We start from the raw sequence: 25,911 nt of genomic DNA, 5'->3' as shown, positions 1-25,911 counted from the left end.
ACGGAGTTAACCATGTTCAACAAAATCCTTGTGGTTTGCGTGGGTAATATTTGCCGTTCTCCTTCGGGTGAGCGAATTTTGCAAACGAAATTACCAGCTAAACACGTAGCCTCTGCGGGTATTGCAACGAAAAAAAGTGGGTTAGCTGGTAAGCCTGCAGATGCGATGGCATGTGAAATGATGGGGCAATTGGGTTTTGATTTATCTGGACACCAAGCGCAGCAGTTAACCCCTGAGTTATGTCGTGAGTATGATCTGATCTTAGTGATGGAAAAAGGTCATATTGAAGCGGTAACTAATATTGCGCCTGAAGCACGTGGTAAAACGATGTTGTTTGGTCAATGGATTAGTCAGCGTGATATTCCTGATCCATATCGTCAAAGTCGTGAAGCGTTTGAGCACTCTTTAACTTTAGTTGATCAAGCTGCGCAAGCCTGGGCAACTAAGCTGTAATTATTATTTATAAATTAAATAATTTGTTTGATTAAGTAATGTGTTTTTTATGTGCCACATGGTTTGCTTTCGTTGATTTCGTGAGCCTGCTCGGATTCTAGTTGTTTGAATTTTAATCAAGATAATAGCTCTGTCATTATCAAAAATTAGATGAAATATAAGCACAGGGATGACAAGTGGATATTATTCACCATGGGGCTAAAACAGGTGTGACGGGTTCTTGCCATGAGCTAATGATCGGTAAGAGCAGTTTGCTTATTGATTGTGGCTTGTTTCAAGGAGCTGAAGCCAAGCATCAGCAACTTAATATCGAATTTGACATTAAGCATATTGAAGCATTATTAGTCACTCATAGCCATATCGATCATATTGGTCGTATTCCTTGGTTACTGGCTGCTGGGTTCTCAGGACCAATTTACGCAACAGAAGCAACAGCTGCATTACTTCCATTAATGTTGGAAGATGGTTTGAAAATTCAGTTGGGCTTTAATGAAAAGCAATGCCAGCAATTTACCCAATTGATTAAACAAAAAATACGCCCAGTTCCTTATGATTGCTGGGCTAAATTAGTGCTATTAAATGGCGAAAGTGTGTCTGTGCGTTTTCGTCAAGCTGGGCATATTTTAGGCTCTGCTTATATTGAAATTAAATTACCCGATCAACGTACCGTTGTTTTTAGCGGCGATCTTGGCCCTTCAAATACTCCTCTTTTATCTGATCCTATTTCTCCCACGTCGGCAGATGTACTTGTTTTAGAGAGTACGTATGGCGACAAACCGCATCATGATGTGATTGAGCGTGAATCACAATTACGTCAGTTGATTGAACACTCTTTACGAGATGGTGGAGCGATCTTAATTCCTGCATTTAGTGTTGGTCGAACGCAAGAACTATTGTTTGATATTGAAAATATTTTGGCGGATGTTTTATCTGGTTCGAGTCATGATAATGAACATCAAAAAGTATGGAAAACATTGCCCGTTATTCTTGATTCGCCATTAGCTCAGAAAATAACGGAGCAATATCGACATTTTCATGAGTTATGGTCAAAAGAAGCGAAAGACCGACGTTATGTTGGACGTCATCCATTAGCATTTGAACAATGCATTACCATCGAGAACCACCAAGATCATGTAGAGCTTGTTAATCGATTAAAACATTCTGGTGAGCCTGCCATTATTGTTGCTGCCAGCGGTATGTGCTCAGGTGGACGAATTATGAACTATCTTGAAGCATTGCTACCTGATGTTCGGACAGATGTGATCTTGGCTGGTTATCAAGCTGTTGGAACGGTTGGAAGACAATTGCTTGATCAAAACAATCAGATAGTGATTAATGATAAAACCATTGAGGTTAATGCAAAGGTTTATGGTTTATCAGGCTATTCTGCTCATGCTGCGCAAGATGATTTAGTTAAATTTGTAGAGCAGATAGAAGATGGCCCTTCTGTGATCCGAATTGTTCATGGCGATAAAGAAGCGCAATCTCAATTGGCTGATAAGCTGAGGTCGTGTCGACCAGATGTAGAGATAGTTATTGCAGCTGAATTATAAAATTAAGCAAAAGATCGCATATTAGCTTTTCATAATCTTACATTTCTAACATAACTAAGAGTTCTATCGAAAAATACGCTATTTTTTGTTTCGATTAGCTTTTAGTTATCCCATCTATAAAGTGTTCACACTATGTTTATTCTTACTTTTTAGGTTATTGCGTTGCTGCTGTTCCGAGATCATCGTTGAAGCAAAAGCATATGCCATGAATCAATTGATGAGTAAGGAAACATCATGAAAGCGATTTTACCTTTTGCTATTGCTGCCGTATTCAGTAGTACTTCAGTTAATGCACAAGCACCCATTGTTGCTGGTTACTTTGCTGACTGGCAATACAACAATGAAGCGAACCCTTACACCGTTAACGATATCCCCGCAGATAAACTTACTCATGTTATCTATGCCTTTTTGAGTATGTGTGGCCCGCACCAAGGTGCAAGTGAAGCTGTACAAAAACAAATAGCAGCAGCATGTAAAGATAAAGCCCCGTTCAGTGCTGTTATTGTGGATCAAGTATCGGCGCTAGAAAAAGATTTTGGGCCAACCAAAGCAAAGGTGGATTACAAGGGACACTTTGCGCAATTAAAAGACTTAAAAGCAGATAAACCTGAATTGAAAATTTTGCCATCATTTGGTGGTTGGACAATGTCAGAACCGTTTCATGCTATGGCAAAAGATAAAGCTGCGATTGAACACTTTTCCCAAACAGCTGTAGAGCTTATTGCTCAGTATGATTTTTTCGATGGGATTGATCTCGACTGGGAATACCCAGGCGGTGGCGGCTTGACAACATCGCCTTGGAATCCTGAAACTAAATTGTCTGATGAGCAAAAAGCAGCAGAGAAAGAGGCTTATACGCATTTGGTTAAAACATTGCGTTCCGAATTAGATAGTTTAGAAAAGAAAACGGGTCGAGATTATGAGCTTTCAACTGCTGTTGGTGTTGGTAGTAAAGCTGAGTCGATAGATTGGGCTGCTGTCGCACCTTATTTAACCAATATGTTTGCTATGACTTATGACTATTTAGGCGGATGGGGAACACAAACTGGTCACTTAACGAATCTTCATGCAACAGACAATGGTTGGTGGGGAATGGGTACCGATGTGTTTGTTAACAAGATGATTGAGCTAGGCATTCCTGCCAATAAATTGGTTGTGGGTGCGGCGTTTTATGGTCGAGGCTGGGAAGGAACAAAAGGGTTTGATGGTAAGGTATTACCTAAAGAGCTTTCCTCTGCAAAAGGTGCAAGTTTTGGTACTTCTGATACAGAGCCGGGCTTCTTTATGTATTGGGATCTAAAACGTAATTATACTGAAGCTCAAGGTTATATCGCAGGTTATGATGATAAGGCAGAAGCTCCTTATCTATGGAATGCAGAGAAACAAGTTTTCATTAGTTATGATGATTCACGCTCAGTAAAAGCCAAAGCTGATTGGGTGAAGCAAAATAAACTTGCTGGTTTATTCGTTTGGGATCTGTCTGGTGATGAGAATAATGAATTAATGAATGTGATGGCAAGTGAACTGAAGTAGTCAGCAATAGGTAACTCAAAGTCATAATAGAACGCCATGTAGGAATAGGCTCTTTAAAGAGTAAGAGTACCTACATGGCGTTTTTATATTTAATTAGGCATCAAGAGTGGTAAGTTCTTTGCCTTTTACTAATCTTCTTACCCACATACGGCCAGGGTGAAGTGCTTCAAGTACACTAAGTGGTAGCGGTAATGGATCGCCACAAATTTGTGACGCTAAAACTTCGCCCAGTAATGGTGCTGAACTTAATCCTCGAGAGCCTAAGCCAGCAATGGTGAACAGATTATTGTAGATAGGTACAGGCAATGTGTTTTCCTGATTATCTTTCAATTCTCTGTACTGCGCCAATAAGTCATCATAACGACAAACATTACCCACATACGGTAAGTGATCACGTACTGCACAACGAATACCAACACGCGCGCGCTCTTTTATTTCAAAGCCATCAATGTCTATTGCTTTAGGCCATTCAACGGATGGTAAACAATTAACTAAGCGTTGCTTATTATCTTGTTGATCTGCTTCGTTGAATTCTAGTTCCACATTGCGGCGATCGTAACTGGCACCAATGCAGTGGCTTTGAGTTTGAGTATTGACTGGCGTGAGGTAACCATCGTAACAAAGTACGGTTTTTAGCTGCCCTAGTGAAGGATTGGTTGGTACGTGACTCACTTGTCCACGAACAGAAGATGCAGGGATAGCTTGGGTTTGAGCATATTCATTAAAGCGATGACCATTGGCAAGAATAACAGTGTCATGGATAGATTGATCACCGTTAGCAAAAGTCAGCTGCCATTGAGCATTATCTTGTTGAGTAAGTGAGCTAAGATCACTTTGTTTTTTGAGAATTAGCTTACCTTGTTGTACTGCATGCTCAATTAACGCTGTGGTCAATTCTTTTGGCGATAACCAACCACCTAACGGGTAATGAACGCTTTCAAAACCAGTTTCAACACCTGTGATTTGTTCGGTTTGTGTTTTATCGAGTTTGTGGATCAGCTCAGGCGTGAAGTTACCTGCTAGCATTTTCTCTAGTTTTGTCGCAGATTTCTCATCATAGGCCAATTGAGTAACACCACACCAGCTATGGCTAAATTCAAGCTCGGTAGCAGCTTGCTCTACTAACTGTTTAGCGTAGATAAATGCGGTTGAGAAAAAGCGAGATACCGCATCATTGTTGCCGTTAAGTAAAGGGTAGACGGCGCCTTGGCGGTTCCCTGATGCGCCATCAGCAAGTTGGTTATCGGCACAATATAAGGTGACAGTTTGCCCACGACGGAGTAATGCTAGTACCGTGGTTGCAGAAGCAATACCGCCACCAATGATAGCAATATCTGAATCATTTTTGGTTGGTGCAGCCCTGTTATACCAAGGTTTCACATTCGTACTATGCTGACGTTCAATAACTTGACCAACAATCATTTCACGTTTAGTACCAAACCCTTTGGTTTTTCTCATCTCGAAGCCAGCTTCCATTAAGCCGCGACGGACAAAACCAGCAGCGGTAAATGTTGCAACAGTACAGTCTTGTCGCGCCATTTTGACCATACCGTTAAATAGGCTTTGATTCCACATTTCAGGGTTTTTACTTGGGGCAAAGCCATCAAGGAACCACGCATCGACAATACCCTCATCGCCAACCCATACTTGCGGCATACAATCTTTGATATCGCCAAACCATAAATCTAGCGTGATCATGCCATCTTCTAATACGATACGGTGACAATCAGCAATCGCTGGTGGGTAGTGAGCGTGAAGCTGTTCAGCAAGGTCAGCCAGCTCGGGCCATGATTGATGTGCTTTAATTAAATCTTGTTTAGTAACAGGATATTTTTCAAAGCTGATGAAATGTAGTTCTGAAGTGACAGCATTTGGGTGTTGCGCACGGTATTGTTTGAAAGCTTGCCAAACAGCAAGGAAATTTAGTCCTGTGCCAAAGCCTGTTTCAGCAATGACGAAGCGACGGTTTTCACCTTCAATCCAGCGCACTGGTAAACCATTTTGCTTGATAAAGACGTATCGGGTTTCTTCTAATCCATTAGTGTTTGAGAAGTAGACATCATCAAAGTTATTCGATACTGGCGTTCCCACGTCATTCCAATCGAGAACGGCATTTTCAATTTGTGGGGTAGACTTTTCATTCTGTGGACAAGACAAAAGGGGAAACCTCTTAAATGATTAACACACTGTATGTGATAAATCGTCTGAAATAGCAGCAGCTTTGCGATAACATACAGTGAGAAATGGCAATTTTGAGCCGATTGTACCCGAATATCAGGAAAGCTGACCACTTTTTAGCGTTAAAGCCGTTATAGTCGATGGGCTCAAATACATTGAGAAAGCTTTAGCAAAATAACAGCCAAACAGCTTTAAGATATGATGTTCTGTTAAATACGGTATAATTGCCGACAAGAACGCGCATCTTAAAGCCGTTTGGGAGTAAACCCGCCGGATAACGATGAATTATCACGGTAAGGCTATATCCATTAATATTAGTAGGAAGTCATCATGAAACGAGCCGTAATTACAGGCATGGGGATTGTATCTAGTATCGGTAACAACGTTGCAGAAGTACTAGAGTCACTAAAAACAGGCAAATCAGGCATTAATTTTTCTGAGCAGTTCGCTGAGATGAAACTGCGTTCTAATGTTTGGGGTGATCTGAAAATTAACCCAGCGGAACACATTGACCGTAAAAAAATGCGTTTCATGGGCGATGCAGCCGCTTATGCTTACCTATCAATGGAACAAGCAATTGCTGACTCTGGCTTAGCTGAAGAGCAGGTATCTAATGAGCGCACTGGTCTTGTAGCAGGTTCAGGTGGCGCGTCATCGCACAACCAATACGTTGCGGTTGATACGCTTCGTGAAAAAGGCGTTAAGCGTGTTGGTCCTTACATGGTGCCACGTACTATGTCTTCAACGGTATCTGCATGTCTTGCAACGCCGTTTAAGATCCGTGGTGTGAACTACACAATGAGCTCAGCTTGTGCAACTTCAGCACACTGTATCGGTCATGCAGTAGAGCTAATCCAACTGGGCAAACAAGACGTTGTGTTCGCTGGTGGCGGTGAAGAGCTAGATTGGTCACTAACCATGATGTTCGATGCAATGGGCGCACTATCTACTAAGTACAATGATGAACCAACCAAAGCTTCTCGTACTTATGATGCCGATCGTGACGGTTTCGTTATCTCTGGTGGTGGCGGTATGGTTGTTATCGAAGAGCTAGAGCACGCACTTGCTCGTGGCGCAAAAATTTACGGTGAGATCGTAGGTTACGGTGCGACATCTGATGGCTACGACATGGTTGCTCCATCAGGTGAAGGTGCGGTGCGTTGTATGAAGATGGCAATGCAAGATCTTGATGGTCCAGTTGATTACATCAATACACACGGTACATCAACACCAGTAGGTGATGTGAAAGAGCTTGGTGCTATCCAAGAGCTATTTGGTGAAAATAGCCCTGCAATTTCTGCAACTAAAGCCATGACAGGTCACGCACTAGGTGCTGCGGGTGTTCACGAAGCGATTTACTCAACACTAATGCTTGAGCATGGTTTTGTTGCGCCAAGCATCAACATCGATAACCTAGATGAAGCGGCACAAGGTCTTGATATCGTGACTGAAAAGCGTGACGTTGAACTGAAGACAGTAATGTCTAACAGCTTTGGTTTTGGTGGTACTAACGCAACGCTAGTGATCAAGAAATACGAAGCGTAATTAAACCAGATGTAGATTAACCGTAGCGTTAATTGAATTGATAGAAGAGCCATAAAGTGATTTATGGCTCTTTTTTTATTCATAAAATGTCCATCAAGTGCTGAGATAGTAGCGAGAACTTGTCACTTTTGTTCTTTTAAAGAGTTTTCAGTTAAACTAATAGCCAATAAGCAAGGGTTGAATAACAGCTACTTGCACATTAATTCATTGAGGTTAGGTAATGAAAATTACTGTGGTAGGAACAGGTTATGTTGGCCTGTCAAATGCCGTGCTGTTATCTCAGCATAATGAGGTAGTAGCGTTAGACATTGTTGAAGAAAAAGTTGCGTTAATTAATCAAGGTTTATCTCCGATTGTAGATAAAGAGATTGAAGAGTTCTTACAACACAAGACATTGAATTTAGTGGCAACAACAGATGCTGACCATGCTTACGGTGGCGCTGAATTTGTCATTATTGCCACACCTACTGATTACGATCCTGTTACTAACTACTTTAATACCAACTCAGTTGAAGCAGTCATTAAAGATGTGATGGTAAAAAATCCATCGGCAACCATGGTGATCAAATCAACCGTACCTGTTGGTTACACTGAAAGTATCAAAAAGCAATTTGGTATTGATAATATTATCTTCTCACCTGAGTTCTTACGTGAAGGTCGTGCCCTTTACGATAACTTGCATCCATCACGCATTATTGTAGGTGAGCGTTCCGAGCGAGCTGAAACTTTCGCAGGTTTATTAAAGCAAGGTGCGGAAAAGCAAGATATAGCCGTGTTATTTACCGATTCTACTGAAGCGGAAGCGGTGAAGTTATTCTCAAATACTTACCTAGCAATGCGTGTGGCTTATTTTAATGAGCTTGATAGCTACGCTGAAGCATTAGGCTTAGATAGTCGTCAAATCATTGAAGGTGTCGGCTTAGATCCACGTATTGGCAATCACTATAACAATCCATCTTTTGGTTACGGTGGTTATTGTTTACCAAAAGATACCAAGCAATTGCGAGCGAATTACCGTGATGTGCCTAATAACATCATTGGTGCGATTGTGGATGCGAACACTACCCGTAAAGATTTCATTGCTGATTCAATTATTGCAAAGCAGCCAAAAGTGGTGGGTGTTTATCGATTAATCATGAAGTCGGGCTCTGATAATTTCCGTGCATCAAGTATTCAAGGCATCATGAAGCGCATTAAAGCCAAAGGTATCGAAGTTGTGGTGTATGAGCCAGTGCTTGAGCAAGATGACTTCTTTAACTCAAAAGTGATTAAAGATCTGGATGCCTTTAAAGCGATGTCTGATGTCATTGTCTCAAACCGAATGGCAGTTGAGCTTGATGATGTGCAAGAGAAAGTTTATACCCGAGATCTGTTCGGGGCTGATTAAGTAAAGCAAGGAAAGCCTGAATGAAAATCCTTATTGATGAAAACATGCCGTATGCATTTGAGTTGTTCAGTGAACTTGGGGAAGTGATAGCAAAGCCAGGTCGTAACTTAACTGCTGATGATTTAATTGGGATTGATGCCCTAATGATCCGCTCAGTAACCAAAGTAAATGAGAGCCTGTTAGAAAAAGCGGACAAGTTGAAGTTTGTCGGTACGGCAACGGCAGGACAAGATCACGTTGATCAAGCCTTGCTTGCTAAGCGTGGAATCACATTTACTGCAGCACCTGGTTGTAACAAAGTCGGTGTCGCTGAATATGTGCTGAGCAGCTTAATGGTGTTGGGACAACAACAAGGTTTTTCTATTTTTGAACGTACAGTTGGTATTATTGGTGCGGGTAACGTTGGTTCGTATTTAGCAAAATGTTTAGATGCTTTGGGTATTCGTTATTTACTCAATGATCCATTAAAACAAGCCCAAGGGGATGAGCGTGAGTTTCATTCACTAGAAACCTTGTTGGCGGAATGTGATGTGATCACCACGCATACTCCATTAACTCGTGATGTTGAATACCCCACTCATCATCTTGTCGATGCCGATTTTATTGATGCGTTAAAGCCAAACGCCATTTTGATCAATGCGGCACGTGGTCCTGTTGTTGATAACCAAGCCCTAAAAGCTGCATTAATGGCATCAAGTAACGGGACAGGAAAACTACTTACCGCAGTTTTAGATGTGTTTGAACAAGAGCCGCTAGTGGATTTGGAGCTGTTACCCTATCTAGCCTTTGCAACGCCACATGTAGCAGGTTACGGCCTTGAAGGTAAGGCTCGTGGTACTACTATGGTATTTAATCGATTCTGTGAATTTTTAGGTTTAAATAAGCAGGTAGAGGCGAGTGAGCTATTACCTGTTGCGCCTGTTCCACAAGTCCAACTGAGCCGTCAATGGGATGAAGCTACGTTATTTAGCCTCACTCAATTGGTTTATGATGTGCGTAAAGATGACGGTATTTTCCGCCGTCAGATGCAGCAAGCTGGCGACGATAACAGCAAAATGGCGACCACTTTTGATCTTATGCGTAAAAACTACTGGGATCGTCGTGAATATAGTGCAATTACAGTAGCGGGTAAGGCAGATTTTGAGGTAGAGTCGCTGGCTAAATTAGGTTTTACAGTAGTAGAGGTAACTCAATGAGTCAGGAATATGATATTGCAATACTCGGCGCAACGGGCGCTGTTGGCGAAGCGATGGTCGAGGTATTAGAAGAGCGCAATTTTCCTGTTCGCAATCTTTACTTGCTGGCAAGTGATCGTAGCTCAGGCAAAGTACTACGTTTTAAAGGCAAATCTATCCGTGTTAAAAACGTAGAAGAGTTCGATTGGGGTCAAGTTCAAATTGCACTGTTCTCAGCAGGCGCAGAGGCTTCTCGGCATTGGGCGCCAATTGCTGCCGATCATGGTGTAGTGGTTATCGATAATACATCAGAGTTCCGTTACGAATACGATGTACCGCTGGTTATTCCTGAAGTGAACCCTGAAGCGATTGCTGATTATCGTAACCGTAATATTATTGCGAACCCAAACTGTTCGACGATTCAAATGCTGGTTGCTCTGAAGCCAATTCAAGATGCATACGGTATTGATCGTATTAACGTCGCAACTTACCAGTCTGTTTCAGGCTCTGGTCGTAAAGGTATTGATGAGCTTGCAGGTCAAACAGCGAAATTGCTAAATGGTTTACCAGCTGAAAACAAAGCTTACGACAAGCAAATTGCATTTAACTGTTTGCCTCACATCGATGAGTTTCTTGATAATGGTTACACCAAAGAAGAAATGAAAATGGTGTGGGAAACACAAAAAATCCTAGGTGATGCAAGCATTCGTGTTAACCCAACATGTGTACGTGTTTCAGCATTCTTTGGTCATGCTGAAGCGGTTCACGTTGAAACTCACCAACCAGTTGTGGTTGAGGATGTGATCAACATGCTTGAAAACACTGATGGTATTGAAGTGTTCCATGGTACAGATTACCCAACACAAGTGACGGATGCTGTAGGTAAAGATCACGTTATGGTTGGCCGTATTCGTGAAGATATTAGCCATCCTTGTGGGGTTAATATGTGGGTTGTTGCCGATAACGTTCGTAAAGGCGCAGCAACAAACAGTATTCAAATTGCTGAAAAGCTGATTGAAGAATATTTGTAAAACAAATAAAAAGAAGGAGTGAGAAATTGCTCCTTCTTCTTTTCCATGATCTTACTGGTAAAACACTAAGTAGTCCCTTGACATATAAAGTGAGCTAGCAAGAATTATCCGTTATGACGTTAAGTTTTGCTCAATGTCGCCGTTACATGTTCATTATGGTTTACGTGTAATAACTGTATTATCTCGAAGGGTATTTTCGGATAAATGCTTTTCGTCCTATTTATCTCTGCCAGAGAGGAACGCAGGCAGTGTCTGATATTCCAAAGATCTTAAAGCGCTTTATTGTGCCGGTAGCCTTCGTTACCATCTCATCTTATTTACCTGTGGTGAATGCAAATACGGTTCGCATTGTTGGCCCATCGAATGAGGATGGATCCTATTCGCAAGCTAATCGTAATGGAAATGCATTACCGTCTCTTCAAACAATACCACAGTCTACTACCACGAAATTGACGGCACGTCGTTATGGTCCAACAGGAGAAAAAGAAACCTTGTGGTCTATTGCTTCGCGTCATCGCCCTAATGCATCGGTTTCTGTCTACCAAGTGATTGGTGCGATTTATCATGTAAACCCGCAAGCGTTTGAAAATAGCAATATTCACGGTCTAGTGCCGGGTAGTTATTTGGTAATGCCAACGCTGAGCCAAATTAACAATGAAAAAGAAAGTTTGATCCGCCGCCAATTAGAGGCAGACAAAAAGCGTGCACCTTACCTAAAAACAACACCTAAGCCTAAACGCGTTGTTAAATTAAAGCCAAAGCCGGAAGAATTAAAAACAATTCAAGCCGAGAAAAAAGAGGCGACGCAAAAAATTAAACCCGCTGATACTGTTGTAAAGCCTGTAGCGCCTACGCCTGCGAATACGGCACAACCAACATCAGAGGATTCAGCTAAAACAATTGAAAAAGCAGTGGCTGCAGCAACAACGGCAGCGGCTGTTAGTACTGCAACATCCAATATGGCAGCGGGTACAGAAAAGCCAGCAGAAACCGTAGCATCTGATGTGAAAACAGCTGATTCTGCAGAAGCTATCCCTGCTAAACCAGAACTGTCTGAACAGCAACAAGCGTTAACTGATGAACAAATGACTAAGCTGGTGGAGAGCAATCACCTGCTACGTTTGCGTTTAGCTGAAATGCAGCAAGAAGTTGAGGCATTAAAAGATCAAGTTAAAGATAGCGATGATGTACGCCAAGAACTGTTAACTTTCTTAGAACAGCAAAAGCAACTGCAAAATGCGCCACAACCTGTGACGCCACCTACCTCAACCTGGTTTGATTCACTGGCTAATAATCCATGGGCTCTTGCGGCTGCAGGTATTATCCCTGGCGGCTTAATTGCAGCCTTATTAGCTTTCTTCTTATTACGTCGTAAAAACGAAGACGAACAAGATGAAGTGAAGTCACTACAAGCACCTGACGCAACAGCGACAGACAATGCACCAGTAGTGGTTCCGCCTATTGATGGTAAAGAGACTGATTCAGAAGATGCTGATGATTTAGATGATCTATTCGCTGACGACGATTTATTTAATGATCCTGATTTCACATTAGAGATTGATGAGAAAGACGAGCAATCAGATAAAACTGAAGTGAAAGTTTCTGATCCTATTGCAGACCTTACTGATGATGTCGCTGTTGAAACACCATCTCAAACTGATAAGGCTACAGATGAGATTGAATTTGATGACGTATTTGAAAATAACGTTAGCAGCAGTATTTCAGTAAAAGGTGATGACGCTATCGGTCTTGAAGACATGGAGCGCGCACTTGATGAAATGGATAATGAAGAGAGCGAGCCAAGTGCTGATGAAGCGTTAGCATTAATGTGGGAGAAATCGCTCAATGATGCAGCTAAAGATGATGATACAGCAGATATCAGTAATGATGAGTTTGATTTATCACACGAAGACTTTGATTTAAGTGAAGCTGATAATGCAGGCGATAAGACTCAATTACATTCTGAAGATGAAGAATTAGAAAACGGTCTGCTAGAGCAATCGTTACTTGATGAGATTTTGCAACAAGCTGAAGCGCATAATCAGGATCAATCAGCTGATACACAAGAAGATAAAGCAGAGTCAAATACAGAAGTCGCATCTAACGCTCCATCAGAAAATGTTGCCCAAGATGAACTGGATGCTTTATTCAATAACTTCAGTACAGATCTACCTGAGTTCGAAAAAACAGATGAAGCAGTGGCAGAAGACAATCTTGATGATGAAACCATCTTTGAAGAGGGGAGCACTGCATTATTAGATGAGTTGGTGGAAGATGATGAGTTAAGTAGCGATATAGAGCTTGAAGAAGACAGCACCGCCTTACTTGACGAGTTACTGCTCGATGATGACGAAAAAGCGCAAACGGAAGAAGATTTTGAAGTTGCAGAAGATAGTACAGAGCTACTTGATGAACTGCTTCACGATGATGAAGAGATAGATTCTTTTTCTGATAATAATGTGGCACTAGATGAATCTAGCACTGAGTTACTTGATGAAATTTTATCTTCACAGCAAGAAGAGTCTACAAAAGAGTCTCAGCCTCTCGTTGAGAATACTGAAACAGGGCAAGATGAAGTAGTTTCAGAGCTTGATGATGTGATCGAAAATACTCATGACACGAGTGATGAGAAACAAGAAGAGGCTCTGACAAAAGCAGAAGCGCCACAGCAAGATACTGAAGAGAGTCAATCATCTGAATCATTACTGATTGCTCAAGCTGAAAATGAAGCTGAGCTTGATGCCTTGTTTGAAGATGCATTTGCTGACGAAAGTGCAGAAGCTGTTGTATCTCAAGGTGGTAATGAGCCAAATAACTCAGAAGAGCTACAACAACTGTCTGCGGCAAGTGAGCAGAAGTTTGATGAAATCTTAGATGACGTATTGGACGAAGCTTTTTACCGTCAATCACTTGATAGCGATGTTAAACCATTAACAGTTTCTGATTTAGAGCGCGAATTGGATGAGCAAGATGCACTTGCTAATCATCTAGCAACTGATTCAGGTGAGTCCGATGAAGCAATCTCAGTCGAGGACTTACCTGTTTTTGACGAAGAAGAAGCGTTAAAGGCTTTTGATGGTGAAACATATCAGCAGCCGAAAGAAGATGCTGCTCATAATGATGTGTTGTCATTAGATGATTTGCCAGAGTTTGATGAGCAAGCAGCATTTGACGATCCAGAAGCAGAGCCATTAGATGAAACAACATTTAATAACGATGTTGATGAACAAATCGCACTTGATAATGTGATCCGCCAGCTTCAGCAGGCAGCAGAGGCGGCTGAACAATATAAGCCTAAGGCCGATTTTGCCTCTAATGTTGATATAACGACAGATCATACCGAGTTAGAGAATACTTCGGCACAGCTTGGATCTGATAAAGCATTATCACCATTTGATACAGCGCAGCATGATAGTTATCCATTTGAAAAGCTAGATCCATCGAGCATTCCTGAGTTTGATGAAAGCGAAGCGCTGCAAGCCTCGTTAGATGAGCAACATGAACTTGAGCAATATGAAATTGAACAAGGGCTTCGTTTGCCTAACGAAGAAGTGGCTTATCGTGAAGAAAAGCCTGTCGTACTTGATCAGCTTGATCAAAACATGGTTGATTCTGCTGGTCTTGATATGGATGCGTTGTTATTCGATGAATCATTATCCACAGAACAACAACCTGATCTGCAAACGTCTAAAGATACTGAGCAATCACAGCTGGCTGAACAATTCACTGAACAAACAGTGACGCCAGAATTTGCGAGTGTTGTTAATCAAGAGCCGTCACCACAAACAACACAAAAAGTGGAGCGCTCAGGATTAGGCTTAGAAGACGATGAGCGTGATGGTTTATTAACGCAACATATTGCTGATGATATTAACACGCAAGCATTTGCCGATGAGCTGTCTGATGATGATGCTAAAGTTTGGCAGACGTCAGCATCAGAGCCAGAGTTAGAGCAAGAAGATTGGACTCAACAACCACAGTTAGTGAAAGAAGACTTGGAGACATTATCGTTAGAGTCTGAATTTTCCCTACGAGATAGTGATGTGAGTCAATCAGCGAGTAGTGAATTGCTAGGCGACAGTGAAAAAGCCGTGGAGAAGCCAACTTACATTAGTATTGAAGAGCTAATGAAAGATGATCCTTTGCATGAGCAAGCTGATCCTGATGCTAATCCACTGAACTTAGAAGTGGGGCTTGATGATTACCCTGAGATGTTAGCGAGTATTGCTGAGTACGATGTCGATACTGCTTGTGAGTATGCAAGCAAGCTTGATTTAGCGAAAGCCTATCTTGAAATGAATGACAGCGAGGGTGCTGTTGGTTTACTTGAAGATATTGCTAAAAATGCTGAGCAAGCCTTAAAGGATGAAGCGAAAAAACTGTTATCTAGCATTAAAATGTAGCGGTAAATTATAAATAAAAAGCACGGTAGATGATCTATCGTGCTTTTTTATTATCTATTGATGTACCTAATCTTACGTTGATACAGCGCTATTCTTTCACTTACCTAACGAATTACTTATAATTCACCAAAGATGAGGTAAATGGCGTGGTACGCAATTTACATAGGTTTGATTAAGCGAAGTTGAAAGAATTATGCGAATAGCTTTAGGTGTAGAGTACGATGGTGCCAAGTATTATGGCTGGCAACGCCAACGTGATGTAGATAGTGTACAAGAGCGTTTGGAAAAAGCTCTCTCTAAAGTTGCAAACCAGCCCATTGAAGTGTTCTGTGCAGGGCGCACCGACGCTGGCGTGCACGGTACAGGCCAAGTTGTTCACTTTGATGTCAATATTGATCGTAAAATGGTGGCATGGACCATGGGGGCGAATGCAAACCTACCTAAAGATATTGCTGTACGTTGGGCAACAGAAGTCAGTGAAGACTTCCATGCTCGTTTCACGGCAACAGCACGTCGTTACCGTTATATCATTTTCAATAATGCGCTGCGTCCGGCTATCTTAGGTACTGGTGTGAGCCATTATCATGGTCACCTTGATGAGAAGAAAATGCATGAAGCGGGTCAGTATCTTTTAGGTGAGAATGACTTTACGTCATTCCGCGCTGTGCATTGTCAATCTCGTAGCCCATGGCGTAATTTAATGCACCTGAAAGTAACGCGCCAAGGTGATTTCGTGATCATTGATATCAAAGCAAATGCGTTTGTTCACCATATGGTACGCAATATCACAGGTAGCTTGATCAAAGTCGGTAAGGGTGAAGAGAAACCAGAATGGATCAAATGGTTACTCGAGCAAAAAGATCGCACATTAGCAGGCGCAACAGCAAAAGCGGAAGGCTTGTATTTAGTGGATGTTGACTACCCGCAAGAGCACAATTTACCTCGAGTTCCGTTAGGACCATTATTCTTAGCTGATTGAGTTACTTACCTTACGTTGATAAGGTAGTACCAGTTTTTTATCTACAGATTAGCAAGATTGTGTTTTAATCTCTGATCGTTATCCAATGAATTTGTATCTTCGGCCATTGACGGCGGAAGCATTAAGAATAAAGGTCATTCATGAGCTGGCTTGAAAAGATTCTAACTAAAAGCAACATTGTCTCTTCACGAAAAGTGTCGATTCCTGAGGGCGTTTGGACGAAATGTACCTCTTGTGATCAAGTACTGTACCATGCAGATCTTGAACGCAATCTAGAGGTGTGCCCTAAGTGTGATCATCACATGCGTATGAAAGCACGTCGTCGTCTTGAAACTTTCCTTGACGCTGATACGCAAGTTGAGATTGCCGCAGAGCTAGAGCCTCAAGATAAGCTTAAATTCCGCGATTCTAAAAAATACAAAGATCGCTTATCTGCAGCACAAAAAGCAACAGGCGAGAAAGACGCATTAGTGGCAATGAAAGGTGACTTACTTGGTCTACCTGTTGTTGCATGTGCTTTTGAATTCTCATTCATGGGCGGCTCAATGGGCTCGGTTGTGGGTGCTAAGTTTGTCCGTGCTGTTGATGCTGCGATTGAAAATAACTGCCCATTAATTTGCTTCTCAGCAAGTGGCGGTGCACGTATGCAAGAAGCGCTAATGTCGTTGATGCAAATGGCAAAAACAAGTGCTGCACTTGAGCGTTTATCTGCAAAAGGTTTACCGTTCTTCTCTGTACTGACAGATCCAACAATGGGGGGTGTATCAGCATCTCTTGCCATGCTTGGTGATATCAACATTGGTGAGCCTAAAGCATTAATTGGTTTTGCAGGTCAACGTGTTATCGAGCAAACAGTGCGTGAGAAGCTACCTGAAGGTTTCCAACGTAGCGAGTTCCTACTAGAACACGGTGCAATTGATATGATTGTTGATCGCCGTGAAATGCGTCAGCGAATTGCAGGCTTAGTTGCGAAAATGACTAACCAAGCTTCTCCACTTGTCGTCTCTGTAGATAGCAAGCCAGTAGAAATTGAAGCGAAAGTTGAAGCTGAAAATTCAGAAAACGCATAACTAATTTATTGGTTTATAAAGAAAACCGTTTAGCCACTAGCTAAGCGGTTTTTTTTTGCGCGTTTAGCAATACAAATACGATTCTGTTGTCGATTCATCGAATTAATCTGATCTGAGATTTAAGTTATAAGAGATTCGATGGTAAATTATGACTTAAGTTAGTTATAAACAAATGAATGAGTTCTCATGTCAGGATTGATGGCACCACAAGCGACAGCCTCGCTTTCAATATGGCTGAAATACCTTGAGGAATTACATACTAGCGCGATAGATCTAGGGTTAGATCGCGTTAAAGCGGTTGGGCAAAAAGCTGAGTTATTAAAACCAGCTCCTTGTGTGATTACTGTTGCTGGTACTAATGGAAAAGGCTCAACCTGTGCCATGCTAGAGGCTATCTTGATTGAAGCAGGTTATAAGGTTGGTGTTTATAGCTCTCCTCATCTTGTACGTTATAACGAGCGCGTTCGCATCAATAACCAAGAATTAGACGATAGTGAGCACACTAAAGCTTTTGCCAGTGTTGAAGCTGCACGTGGTGATATCAGTTTGAGCCTGTTTGAGTTTGGTACATTATCTGCGCTGACACTATTTAAAACCCATCAGGTGGATGTGGTGGTATTAGAAGTCGGTTTAGGTGGCCGTTTAGATGCAACCAATATTGTTGATCACGATGTTAGTGTGATCACTAGCCTTGCCATTGATCATGTTGATTGGCTTGGTGACAATATTGATGTGATTGGCTATGAAAAAGCAGGTATTTTCCGCTCTGGTAAGCCTGCGATTTGTGGTAAGCCTCACCCGCCCGCAACAGTACCTGCGCATGCCGATGATATTGGCGCAGAGTTATATCAAGTGGGTTATCAGTTTGAATACCAGATTGAAGATAACCACTGGAATTGGCAGTGCGGTGCATTTGATTTGACACAGCTACCGTTACCGAATCTGCCTCTTCCTAATGCGGCAACAGCACTAATGGCATTAGGTGCTGCAGAGCTGGATATTTCTGAAGAAAACATTATTAATGGTTTGAAGAAAGCGCAATTACCGGGGCGCATGCAGCGAGTGAGTGAGCAACCATTAATCATTATGGACGTAGCACACAACCCGCATTCTGCTGAATACTTTGCGAATCAACTAAGCAAAATTAAACAGAAAGAAGGTAAGAATAAAATCCATGCTGTGGTTGCAATGTTACATGATAAAGATATTGCTTCTACTATTGCTGCAATGAGAGACACGGTTGATGATTGGTACCCTGCATCACTAACAGGGCCAAGAGCGGCAACCGCTGAAGAGATATTGCAACATTTACCAGCAAACTGTGTAGGTTTTGATAAGCCTGAATCGGCATTTGACCAAGCCCTAACACAGGCTGGTGAGGATGATATGGTAATCGTCTTTGGCTCGTTTTACACTGTCGGCCAGATTACGAGTCATTTAAGTTAAGTAGTGAAAAAGCGCTTTATTACAAAGCGCTTAAATAGCATAGGAGTCCATGTGGCGAGCCAATTTCAAAATCGACTAATTGGTACCATTATTTTGGTAACAGTTGGCGTGATTTTTCTTCCTGATCTTTTTGATGGGCAAAAGCAACATTATAAAGAGCAGTTCGCGAGTATTCCGCTACAACCTAAAGTAGGTGATCAAAAGGAGCAGGAACAAATTCCCGATCCTGAAACGGCAAATACAGAGCTACCAAAAGAGCCTGTGACTGTAACAGTTGATAATGGGAAAGAGACAGTTTCGTCTTCTCATGCTGACGATGATGAAACATATACAGTGGTAGAAGATAAAACAGCTCAACCGGCTAAACCTGTTGTGCCTGTAGAGCAACCGAAGCCAGTTGTGAAACCACAGCCTAAACCTGCTGAAAAGCCGGCACCTAAACCAGTAACTGTTAGTAATAGCGATTTGAAAAACAGTGGTTGGATGATCCAATTAGGTACTTTTGGTAATTTTAAAAATGCGAGTGCATTAGTTGCGAAATTACGCCTTAATGGTTATCAAGCACATTTATTACCTAAAAATGCGCAACCAGGCCAATATGTCAAAGTAGTAGTAGGGCCAGATCTGTCAAAAGATAAGCTTCTAGCTAAGATTGATGACCTGAAAAAATTAACCGGTTTAAGTGGCAAATTGTATCAATTTAACCCAATAAAACCTTAAGTAAACGTTTGCGTCTTCATTTTTTCTGTTAGAATACGCATCAACAAGACGAATGACACATGATGATCTGGATTGATTATGTAATTTTAGCCGTGATTGGCTTTTCCGCTTTGGTGAGTTTAATCCGAGGTTTTGTTAAGGAAGCACTCTCATTAGTTATTTGGTTTACTGCCTTTTTCGTTGCCAGTAATTTTTACCCGCAATTGGCTGTACACTTTACAAACTTCCATGATGAGATGCTCCGCAACGGTAGTGCTATTGCCGTTTTATTTATTGCAACGCTAATAGTAGGCGCGGTAGTTAACTATGTTATTGGTCAGTTGGTTCAGAAAACAGGGTTATCTGGCACTGATCGGGTATTAGGCGTAGTTTTTGGTGGGGTTCGCGGCGTCTTAATTGTTGCGGCTGTATTGTTCTTTCTTGATGCCTTTACTGGGTTTGCAAGCTCTGATTGGTGGAAACAATCAAAGTTGATCCCACAGTTTGGTGTTGTGATTGAATGGTTTTTCTCCTACATCAAACATAGTTCTAGCTTCTTACCCAACATTAAGTAGCGCCAATTAATAGCAGTTACCAAGTTATCTTAATTTGGTAACTGTATTTTTATGCACGACGAGGATTTTGGAAATGTGTGGTATTGTTGGAATCGTGGGCTCAACCCCGGTAAACCAGTCTATCTATGATGCACTTACTGTGCTGCAACATCGCGGCCAAGATGCTGCGGGTATTTGTACCTTAGAAAGCAATCGTTTCCGTCTGCGTAAAGCCAATGGCTTAGTACGTGATGTGTTTGAAGCAAAACACATGCAACGCTTACAAGGAACTGTTGGTATTGGTCATGTTCGCTACCCAACGGCTGGTAGCTCTAGTGCATCAGAAGCTCAACCTTTTTATGTAAATTCTCCATATGGTATCTCATTGGCACATAACGGTAATTTAACCAATGCTGCTGATATTCGTGAGACGTTATTTGAGCAAGCTAAACGTCACGTTAATACAACGTCTGACTCTGAAATTCTATTGAATATTTTGGCAAATCAACTTGAGCATTGCCAAAGTTACCCTATTAGCCCTGATGAGATTTTTGCAGCGATTGCTGAAGTTCATCGTATTGTAAAAGGGGCTTATGCCGTTGTTGCTATGGTGATTGGTCATGGCTTGATTGCTTTTCGCGATCCGAATGGTATTCGTCCATTGTGTATCGGTAAACGTGAAGAGCAGGGCAAAATTGAATATATGGTGGCATCAGAGTCTGTAGCGCTTGATGCGGTAGGTTTTGATTTTGTTCGAGATATTGCACCGGGTGAAGCAGTTTATATTACCTTTGATGGTCAGTTGTTCACTCAGCAATGTGCGGATAATCCACAGCTAAATCCATGTGTGTTTGAGTTTGTTTATTTTGCTCGTCCTGACTCATTTATTGATAAAGTATCGGTATATGGCGCTCGTCTTGCTATGGGCACGAAACTTGGTGAGAAGATCAAGCGTGAATGGGCTGATGTTGATATTGACGTTGTGATCCCTATCCCTGAAACCTCTTGTGATAGTGCATTAGAGATCGCACGCACACTTGATAAGCCTTATCGCCAAGGATTTGTTAAGAACCGTTATGTCGGTCGTACCTTTATCATGCCGGGACAGCAAATGCGTCGTAAGTCAGTGCGTCGTAAGTTAAATGCGATTCGCTCTGAGTTCAAAGATAAGAGTGTTCTGCTGGTGGATGATTCAATTGTTCGTGGTACGACATCAGAGCAGATCATCGAGATGGCACGTGAAGCGGGCGCGAAGAAAGTATACTTAGCATCAGCGGCGCCTGAAATTCGTTTCCCGAACGTGTACGGTATTGATATGCCAAGTGCAAATGAGCTAATTGCTCATGGTCGTGAAGTGGATGAGATTTCGAACATCATCGGTGCTGATGGTTTGATCTTCCAAGATTTACAGGATCTTGTTGATGCCGTGGCAGAAGGTAACCCTGAAATTAAATTGTTTGAGACATCTGTATTTAATGGTAATTACGTCACAGGTGATGTAAATCAAGAATACTTAGAATACCTTGATTCGTTACGTAGCGATGACTCTAAACAACAGCGAGAAATTCAGCAAGATTTGGCGAATTTAGAGTTACATAACGAAGGTGTTTAGATAACTTTTTCTATTATGTAGATGAAAGCCGACATGTTTGACGTGTTGGCTTTTTTGTTTTTGAAGTGTTTAGATTAATGCACAAACTCAGGGCCAAAACCATAACTCCATAAAATAACAGAAGACGTTATGATGGAAACAAGTAGTACAAGCCCTGCAGTGACAATTGAACTTGCGTAAATGAAGCCTCGCTCTTCTGGTATATGCATCAAAATAGGAACGCTTGTGTAAAGCAGATATACCGAGTAAGTGAGCCCTGCAAGTCCGACTAACATTAGAAACTAAAGGTGGGGGAATAAGGCCGCCATAAATTTATTATGTGTGAGTTCGCGATATGGTGTGTGGTAGTTGTTTTTTTATTGTCTTATAACGTTTAGTCGGGAACGGAGGGGAGCGCAAGGTTTGCTATTATTTGTTTGCTGACAATGATAAAAAAATACAGCTTCTACAAAAACAAAAATGCCATATTAAAGGGGATAATATGGCATTTAGTCGAATAATATTGCTATTAACCAGCGTTATTAGTGTTTTTCTAAGTCAAAGTAGTGACTTGCAAAATCAATAAATAAACGTAGTTTTTCTGGTTGGTAATCACGGTGGTTATAAATCAGATATACGTCACGTGGGTTTGCTGACCAGTTTTTCAGTACTTGTACAATTTCACCTGCTGCAATGTATTTTTCTAACATTACATCTGGCATTAAAGTAATACCAAGACCAGCGCAACATGCTTTACGCACTACATTAAGTTCACTTGCTTCAAAGCGACCACGTTCGTTGATGGTTACTGTTTCGCCATTGTGGTTATTCAAGCGCCAGCGCAGTAAAGGATTACCTTTTAGCAGTGTATGCTCATGAAGGTCCTGTGCATGCTTAGGCTCTGGGTTTTTCTTCAGGTAATCAGGGCTAGCAACAAGAATGTCTTTTACTTCATTGATGCGGCGAGCAATAAGCGTTGAATCGCGTTGAGGACCGATGCGGAACATAACATCCCAATCGGTAGGATCAAGTTGATCTGGTTCGTTGCTCATGTATAGCTGAATGCTAATCGCAGGGTGTTCTAGCATAAAAGCATTTAATAACGGCTGAAGCATTACTTTAGTAATGTTTGCAGGTGCAGCGATACGTAACTTACCCGCTGCTCCTTTACACTCTTCACTAATATGTTCTGTTGTATCTAACAGTTGTTGTAGTAAAGGTGCGCAGTCGTGATAGAACTTTTGTCCTGCTTCTGTAAGCGACAATTTACGGGCATGACGATTAAGCAGGCGGATGTTAAGGCCTTCTTCTAGTGCTTGAATTCGACGTGTCAGTGTTGCTACAGGTACCTGGGTCTTTCTTGATGCAGCCGTATAGCTACCATTTTCCACAACCATGCGGAATAAATTTAGATCGTCAAGTTTCATAAAAAAGTCATTATTGAACGCTTATGATGTGCAATTGTATAACAAAATGAGTCAAATGCATCACTTTTTATCGGATTTGTATAAGAAAAATCTATGTTGCTCAAGTTTTTGGCTATTTAGTTATAACGAGAATACAGACCTAATAATTTGAAGTGTATTACATAAATTAATTTATTTTTTATTAAATGCACGATGTTATGCATTTCTGTCTAGCTTTTTTCTATGCTTAGTAGTGTCGCAATGATTAGACGGATATAAAGTGTTCGTCAGATTATTGGTTAATAAATCTAAGTTATCGGAGTGAAATGGAGGTAATTTTGCTCGAGGGAAAAGATGTTCTTGTTGTTGAGGATGATCCTGTATTCAGGAATATGATTGTTGGCTTTTTAGAAAGCCAAGGATGCTTGGTGCAAGAAGCAGATAATGGCTTAGAAGGATTGCGTGCGTTAAAAGAACATATTCCAGATTTATTGTTGTGCGATCTTGCTATGCCTGTAATGACAGGCATGGAGTTTGTTGAAGAGGTCGCTATTCAGTACCCTATGATCCCTGTGATTGTGATTTCAGGTACAGGGGAAATGGCTGATGTTGCTTTAGCATTAAGGCTTGGTGTCAAAGATTTTTTGATTAAGCCATTAGATAATATATTAATGTTGAAATCATCAATGCTGTCAGTATTAAGAACGCAAAACAGTGCGATGCATGATAGGCAAGACTTTTCAAACCGATGGTTTGCAACTTCCGAAGAATCAGAGCCCGTTGAAGAAGAGTTAGCATGGCACTTAAAGGAGCTGCAAAATAATCCGAAAGCTGCTCGCGATCTTCTTGTGGGACTAATGCCTGATACTCAATCTTCATATGGGCATTGGCAGTTAAATTATTGTGTGTTGCAGTCTGCGGATATCTTACCTGTACTACTTGATTATACGTGGCTATTTGATGGGCAATTAGCATTTTACCTAATAGATACCAGTAGTGGTGGTGATAACGCGACAGCAACGGCACTATTGATCCGTGCTTTTTTTAATGAGTATTTACGGAATCAAGGAAACAGCTTAGAAAGCTTAAGTCATTTAGTGGCACAACTAGAGCAAGGAATGAAGCATTCGGGCTATGCATCACCCGTTAAAGGACTATTTGGGCTGTTTGATTTATCTGAGCGCTGTTTACATGTGTTACCAGTAGGTATTAATGCGCAATTACGTACCAGTGAAAATAATTACGACGTCAGTTCTGGACATTGGCTCGGACAGCAAGCGAACCATAATACATTATCAAAATTAGCCATTTCCCCATCAGGAGGCCGACTTTCATTGAGTCAGAGAGGCCATGCTAGCTTCAGTGTCAATTTTAAACATTTAAACCTATAAAAAAGGGTAGTGCTATTAAACACTACCCTGACGTATTTATTCTATTCTGATTAAGCTTCTGCTGTTTTTACTTCAACGTGCTCATCATCGTTTGATGACTCTGCACCATGCATCCAATTGATTAGCGTATTAGATAACAGTAGAAGTAAAACACCTGCAATCACTGCTGTAATTGCAATGCCAGAGAAGATAGCAAGAGGACCTGCTTCACCAATGCGTGAACCAATTTCACCTGCAATGTAGTTTGCAATCGCATTCGCACCAAACCATGCACCCATCATTAATGATGCTAGGCGTAATGGAGCAAGTTTAGTAACCATTGATAGACCGATAGGTGATAGACATAGTTCACCAATAGTATGGAAGAAGTATGCACCAATAAGCCATAGCATCGAGGTTTTCACTGTCATATCGCCACCTTGCTCAAGTGCAGCACCGATCATACAAGCAAAACCTAATGCTAATGAAAACATTGCTAGTGCAAATTTTACAGGTGAGTTAGGCTCTTTCTTACCCATTTTTACCCATAGTGAAGCCAGAATTGGCGCACAGATGATAATGAAGAATGGGTTAAGAGATTGGAACCAAGCTGCTGGTACTTCAAAGCTACCAATCATACGGTTTGTGTATTCTTGTGAGTAGATATTCATTAAGCCGCCAGCTTGTTCAAAGCCCGCCCAGAATACGATAACGAAAGTACACATCACCATGATAACTTTTAGGCGATCACGTTCAACTTTAGTAAGAGGCTCTTTTTTACCACTGGCATTCTTTGCAGCATCACGAACAGCTGCTGGAACCGTACCGATATTACCAAGGTAACGCTGTGCAAAAAATAGTTGGATCAGTAAGCTAAACAGCATACCGAAGCCTGCACATAAAAAGCCTGCTTTCCAACCGTAAACAGCTGACGCTGTACCTGCGATCACACCTGCCAATAGCGAACCAATATTGATACCCATGTAGAAGATGGTAAATGCGCCATCACGACGATTATCACCTTCTTCGTATAAGTCACCTACCATGGTAGAAATATTTGGCTTAAATAAGCCATTACCGATGATCAGGAATGTTAAGCCCACATAGAAAGCTTTAACTGCGTGTGGATCAACCACACTGTGTGGAAGTGCAAGGGTAAATTGACCAATAGCCATTAACACGCCACCAATAATAATTGAGCGGCGTTGACCTAAAAAGTTATCAGCAATCCAACCACCAATTAAAGGTGTGAAGTAAACAAGACTGGTGTAGATGCCGTATAAACTTAGTGCTTCTTGGGTTGTCCAGCCTAGACCACCATCAATGGTTTTATCTGTTAGATATAAAACTAGAATAGCGCGCATTGCGTAGTAGGAGAAACGCTCCCATAGCTCTGTTCCAAATAACAGGAACAAGCCTTTTGGGTGGCCCAATAAGGTACCACTATTATTATGACTCATAGGATTCTCTATATTATTGTGATGGTGTGTTTGCTAATACCTGTAGTTTTATAAAGCACAATATATATGACTGCAAGT

The 25,911-nt window shown here is 41.5% G+C and carries 18 protein-coding genes and 1 pseudogene; 15 read left to right on the top strand and 4 right to left on the bottom strand.

From position 1 onward, the window contains the following. Positions 1-12: 12 nt before the first annotated feature. The 3 genes from Q7674_RS18095 to Q7674_RS18085 all read left to right on the top strand — a co-directional run bounded on the left by Q7674_RS18095 (position 13) and on the right by Q7674_RS18085 (position 3,539). Positions 13-453 carry an arsenate reductase/protein-tyrosine-phosphatase family protein gene (locus Q7674_RS18095; RefSeq protein ID WP_045063691.1) on the top strand — a complete coding sequence of 147 codons (441 nt, stop codon included), beginning with the start codon at positions 13-15 and terminating at the stop codon, positions 451-453. 176 nt (positions 454-629) lie between these two features. Continuing rightward, entirely contained in the window at positions 630-2,006 is a 1,377-nt protein-coding gene (locus tag Q7674_RS18090) for an MBL fold metallo-hydrolase RNA specificity domain-containing protein (protein ID WP_045063692.1), read from the top strand. Between the two features lie 234 nt (positions 2,007-2,240). After that, on the top strand, positions 2,241-3,539 hold the full coding sequence (locus Q7674_RS18085; RefSeq protein WP_045063694.1) for a glycoside hydrolase family 18 protein: 1,299 nt from the start codon (positions 2,241-2,243) through the stop codon (positions 3,537-3,539). Between the two features lie 93 nt (positions 3,540-3,632). Here the strand turns inward: Q7674_RS18085 and mnmC are convergent, their stop codons facing one another. Beyond that, positions 3,633-5,696, bottom strand: a complete 2,064-nt coding sequence (gene mnmC, locus Q7674_RS18080) for a bifunctional tRNA (5-methylaminomethyl-2-thiouridine)(34)-methyltransferase MnmC2/FAD-dependent 5-carboxymethylaminomethyl-2-thiouridine(34) oxidoreductase MnmC1 (protein WP_045063695.1) — start codon at positions 5,694-5,696, stop codon at positions 3,633-3,635. A 351-nt stretch (positions 5,697-6,047) separates the two neighbouring features. Here mnmC and fabB point away from each other — a divergent pair, with 351 nt between their 5' ends. The 11 genes from fabB (at position 6,048) to purF (ending at position 21,618) form a co-directional block, all read left to right on the top strand. Next, on the top strand, positions 6,048-7,262 hold the full coding sequence (gene fabB / locus Q7674_RS18075) for a beta-ketoacyl-ACP synthase I (protein WP_045063697.1): 1,215 nt from the start codon (positions 6,048-6,050) through the stop codon (positions 7,260-7,262). A gap of 220 nt (positions 7,263-7,482) precedes the next feature. Next, a complete protein-coding gene (locus Q7674_RS18070; RefSeq protein ID WP_045063699.1) occupies positions 7,483-8,649 on the top strand; it encodes a nucleotide sugar dehydrogenase in 1,167 nt (388 codons plus the stop codon). A gap of 20 nt (positions 8,650-8,669) precedes the next feature. Then, on the top strand, positions 8,670-9,845 hold the full coding sequence (locus Q7674_RS18065; RefSeq protein WP_045063700.1) for a 4-phosphoerythronate dehydrogenase: 1,176 nt from the start codon (positions 8,670-8,672) through the stop codon (positions 9,843-9,845). After that, positions 9,842-10,855 carry an aspartate-semialdehyde dehydrogenase gene (locus Q7674_RS18060; protein ID WP_045063702.1) on the top strand — a complete coding sequence of 338 codons (1,014 nt, stop codon included), beginning with the start codon at positions 9,842-9,844 and terminating at the stop codon, positions 10,853-10,855. Before Q7674_RS18065 ends, Q7674_RS18060 begins: the two co-directional genes overlap by 4 nt. A 248-nt stretch (positions 10,856-11,103) precedes the next feature. Further along, complete coding sequence (locus Q7674_RS18055) at positions 11,104-15,258, top strand: FimV/HubP family polar landmark protein (protein WP_305423022.1); 4,155 nt, start codon at positions 11,104-11,106, stop codon at positions 15,256-15,258. A 193-nt stretch (positions 15,259-15,451) separates the two neighbouring features. Next, entirely contained in the window at positions 15,452-16,237 is a 786-nt protein-coding gene (gene truA, locus Q7674_RS18050) for a tRNA pseudouridine(38-40) synthase TruA (protein WP_008987678.1), read from the top strand. A 140-nt stretch (positions 16,238-16,377) separates the two neighbouring features. Then, the gene (gene accD / locus Q7674_RS18045) at positions 16,378-17,307 is read left to right on the top strand and encodes an acetyl-CoA carboxylase, carboxyltransferase subunit beta (protein WP_045063704.1); all 930 of its coding nucleotides are present in this window, start codon (positions 16,378-16,380) and stop codon (positions 17,305-17,307) included. A 186-nt stretch (positions 17,308-17,493) separates the two neighbouring features. Continuing rightward, on the top strand, positions 17,494-18,753 hold the full coding sequence (gene folC, locus Q7674_RS18040) for a bifunctional tetrahydrofolate synthase/dihydrofolate synthase (RefSeq protein ID WP_305423019.1): 1,260 nt from the start codon (positions 17,494-17,496) through the stop codon (positions 18,751-18,753). A gap of 51 nt (positions 18,754-18,804) precedes the next feature. Beyond that, entirely contained in the window at positions 18,805-19,473 is a 669-nt protein-coding gene (dedD, locus tag Q7674_RS18035; protein ID WP_023931487.1) for a cell division protein DedD, read from the top strand. 62 nt (positions 19,474-19,535) lie between these two features. Next, on the top strand, positions 19,536-20,027 hold the full coding sequence (gene cvpA, locus Q7674_RS18030; RefSeq protein WP_008987674.1) for a colicin V production protein: 492 nt from the start codon (positions 19,536-19,538) through the stop codon (positions 20,025-20,027). Positions 20,028-20,100: 73 nt separating this feature from the next. Next, a complete protein-coding gene (gene purF, locus Q7674_RS18025; RefSeq protein ID WP_045063707.1) occupies positions 20,101-21,618 on the top strand; it encodes an amidophosphoribosyltransferase in 1,518 nt (505 codons plus the stop codon). A 74-nt stretch (positions 21,619-21,692) separates the two neighbouring features. Here purF and Q7674_RS18020 read toward each other — a convergent pair. Both Q7674_RS18020 and Q7674_RS18015 read right to left on the bottom strand, forming a co-directional pair. After that, positions 21,693-21,923: pseudogene (locus Q7674_RS18020) on the bottom strand (YIP1 family protein); the annotation flags it as partial. A 216-nt stretch (positions 21,924-22,139) separates the two neighbouring features. Continuing rightward, positions 22,140-23,024: a LysR family transcriptional regulator gene (locus Q7674_RS18015; protein ID WP_008987671.1), complete on the bottom strand. Its 885-nt coding sequence runs from the start codon at positions 23,022-23,024 to the stop codon at positions 22,140-22,142. A gap of 371 nt (positions 23,025-23,395) precedes the next feature. Between Q7674_RS18015 and Q7674_RS18010 the strand changes: the two genes are divergently transcribed. Next, positions 23,396-24,394 carry a response regulator gene (locus Q7674_RS18010; protein ID WP_305424160.1) on the top strand — a complete coding sequence of 333 codons (999 nt, stop codon included), beginning with the start codon at positions 23,396-23,398 and terminating at the stop codon, positions 24,392-24,394. Positions 24,395-24,444: 50 nt separating this feature from the next. On the opposite strand, the gene Q7674_RS18005 is transcribed toward Q7674_RS18010, so the two are convergent. Next, complete coding sequence (locus tag Q7674_RS18005) at positions 24,445-25,833, bottom strand: peptide MFS transporter (protein WP_305423017.1); 1,389 nt, start codon at positions 25,831-25,833, stop codon at positions 24,445-24,447. Positions 25,834-25,911: the final 78 nt, after the last annotated feature.

Origin of the sequence: Photobacterium leiognathi (assembly GCF_030685535.1) — a bacterium.
Classification (GTDB): domain Bacteria; phylum Pseudomonadota; class Gammaproteobacteria; order Enterobacterales; family Vibrionaceae; genus Photobacterium; species Photobacterium leiognathi.
This window is presented reverse-complemented; position numbering and strand designations above follow the sequence as displayed.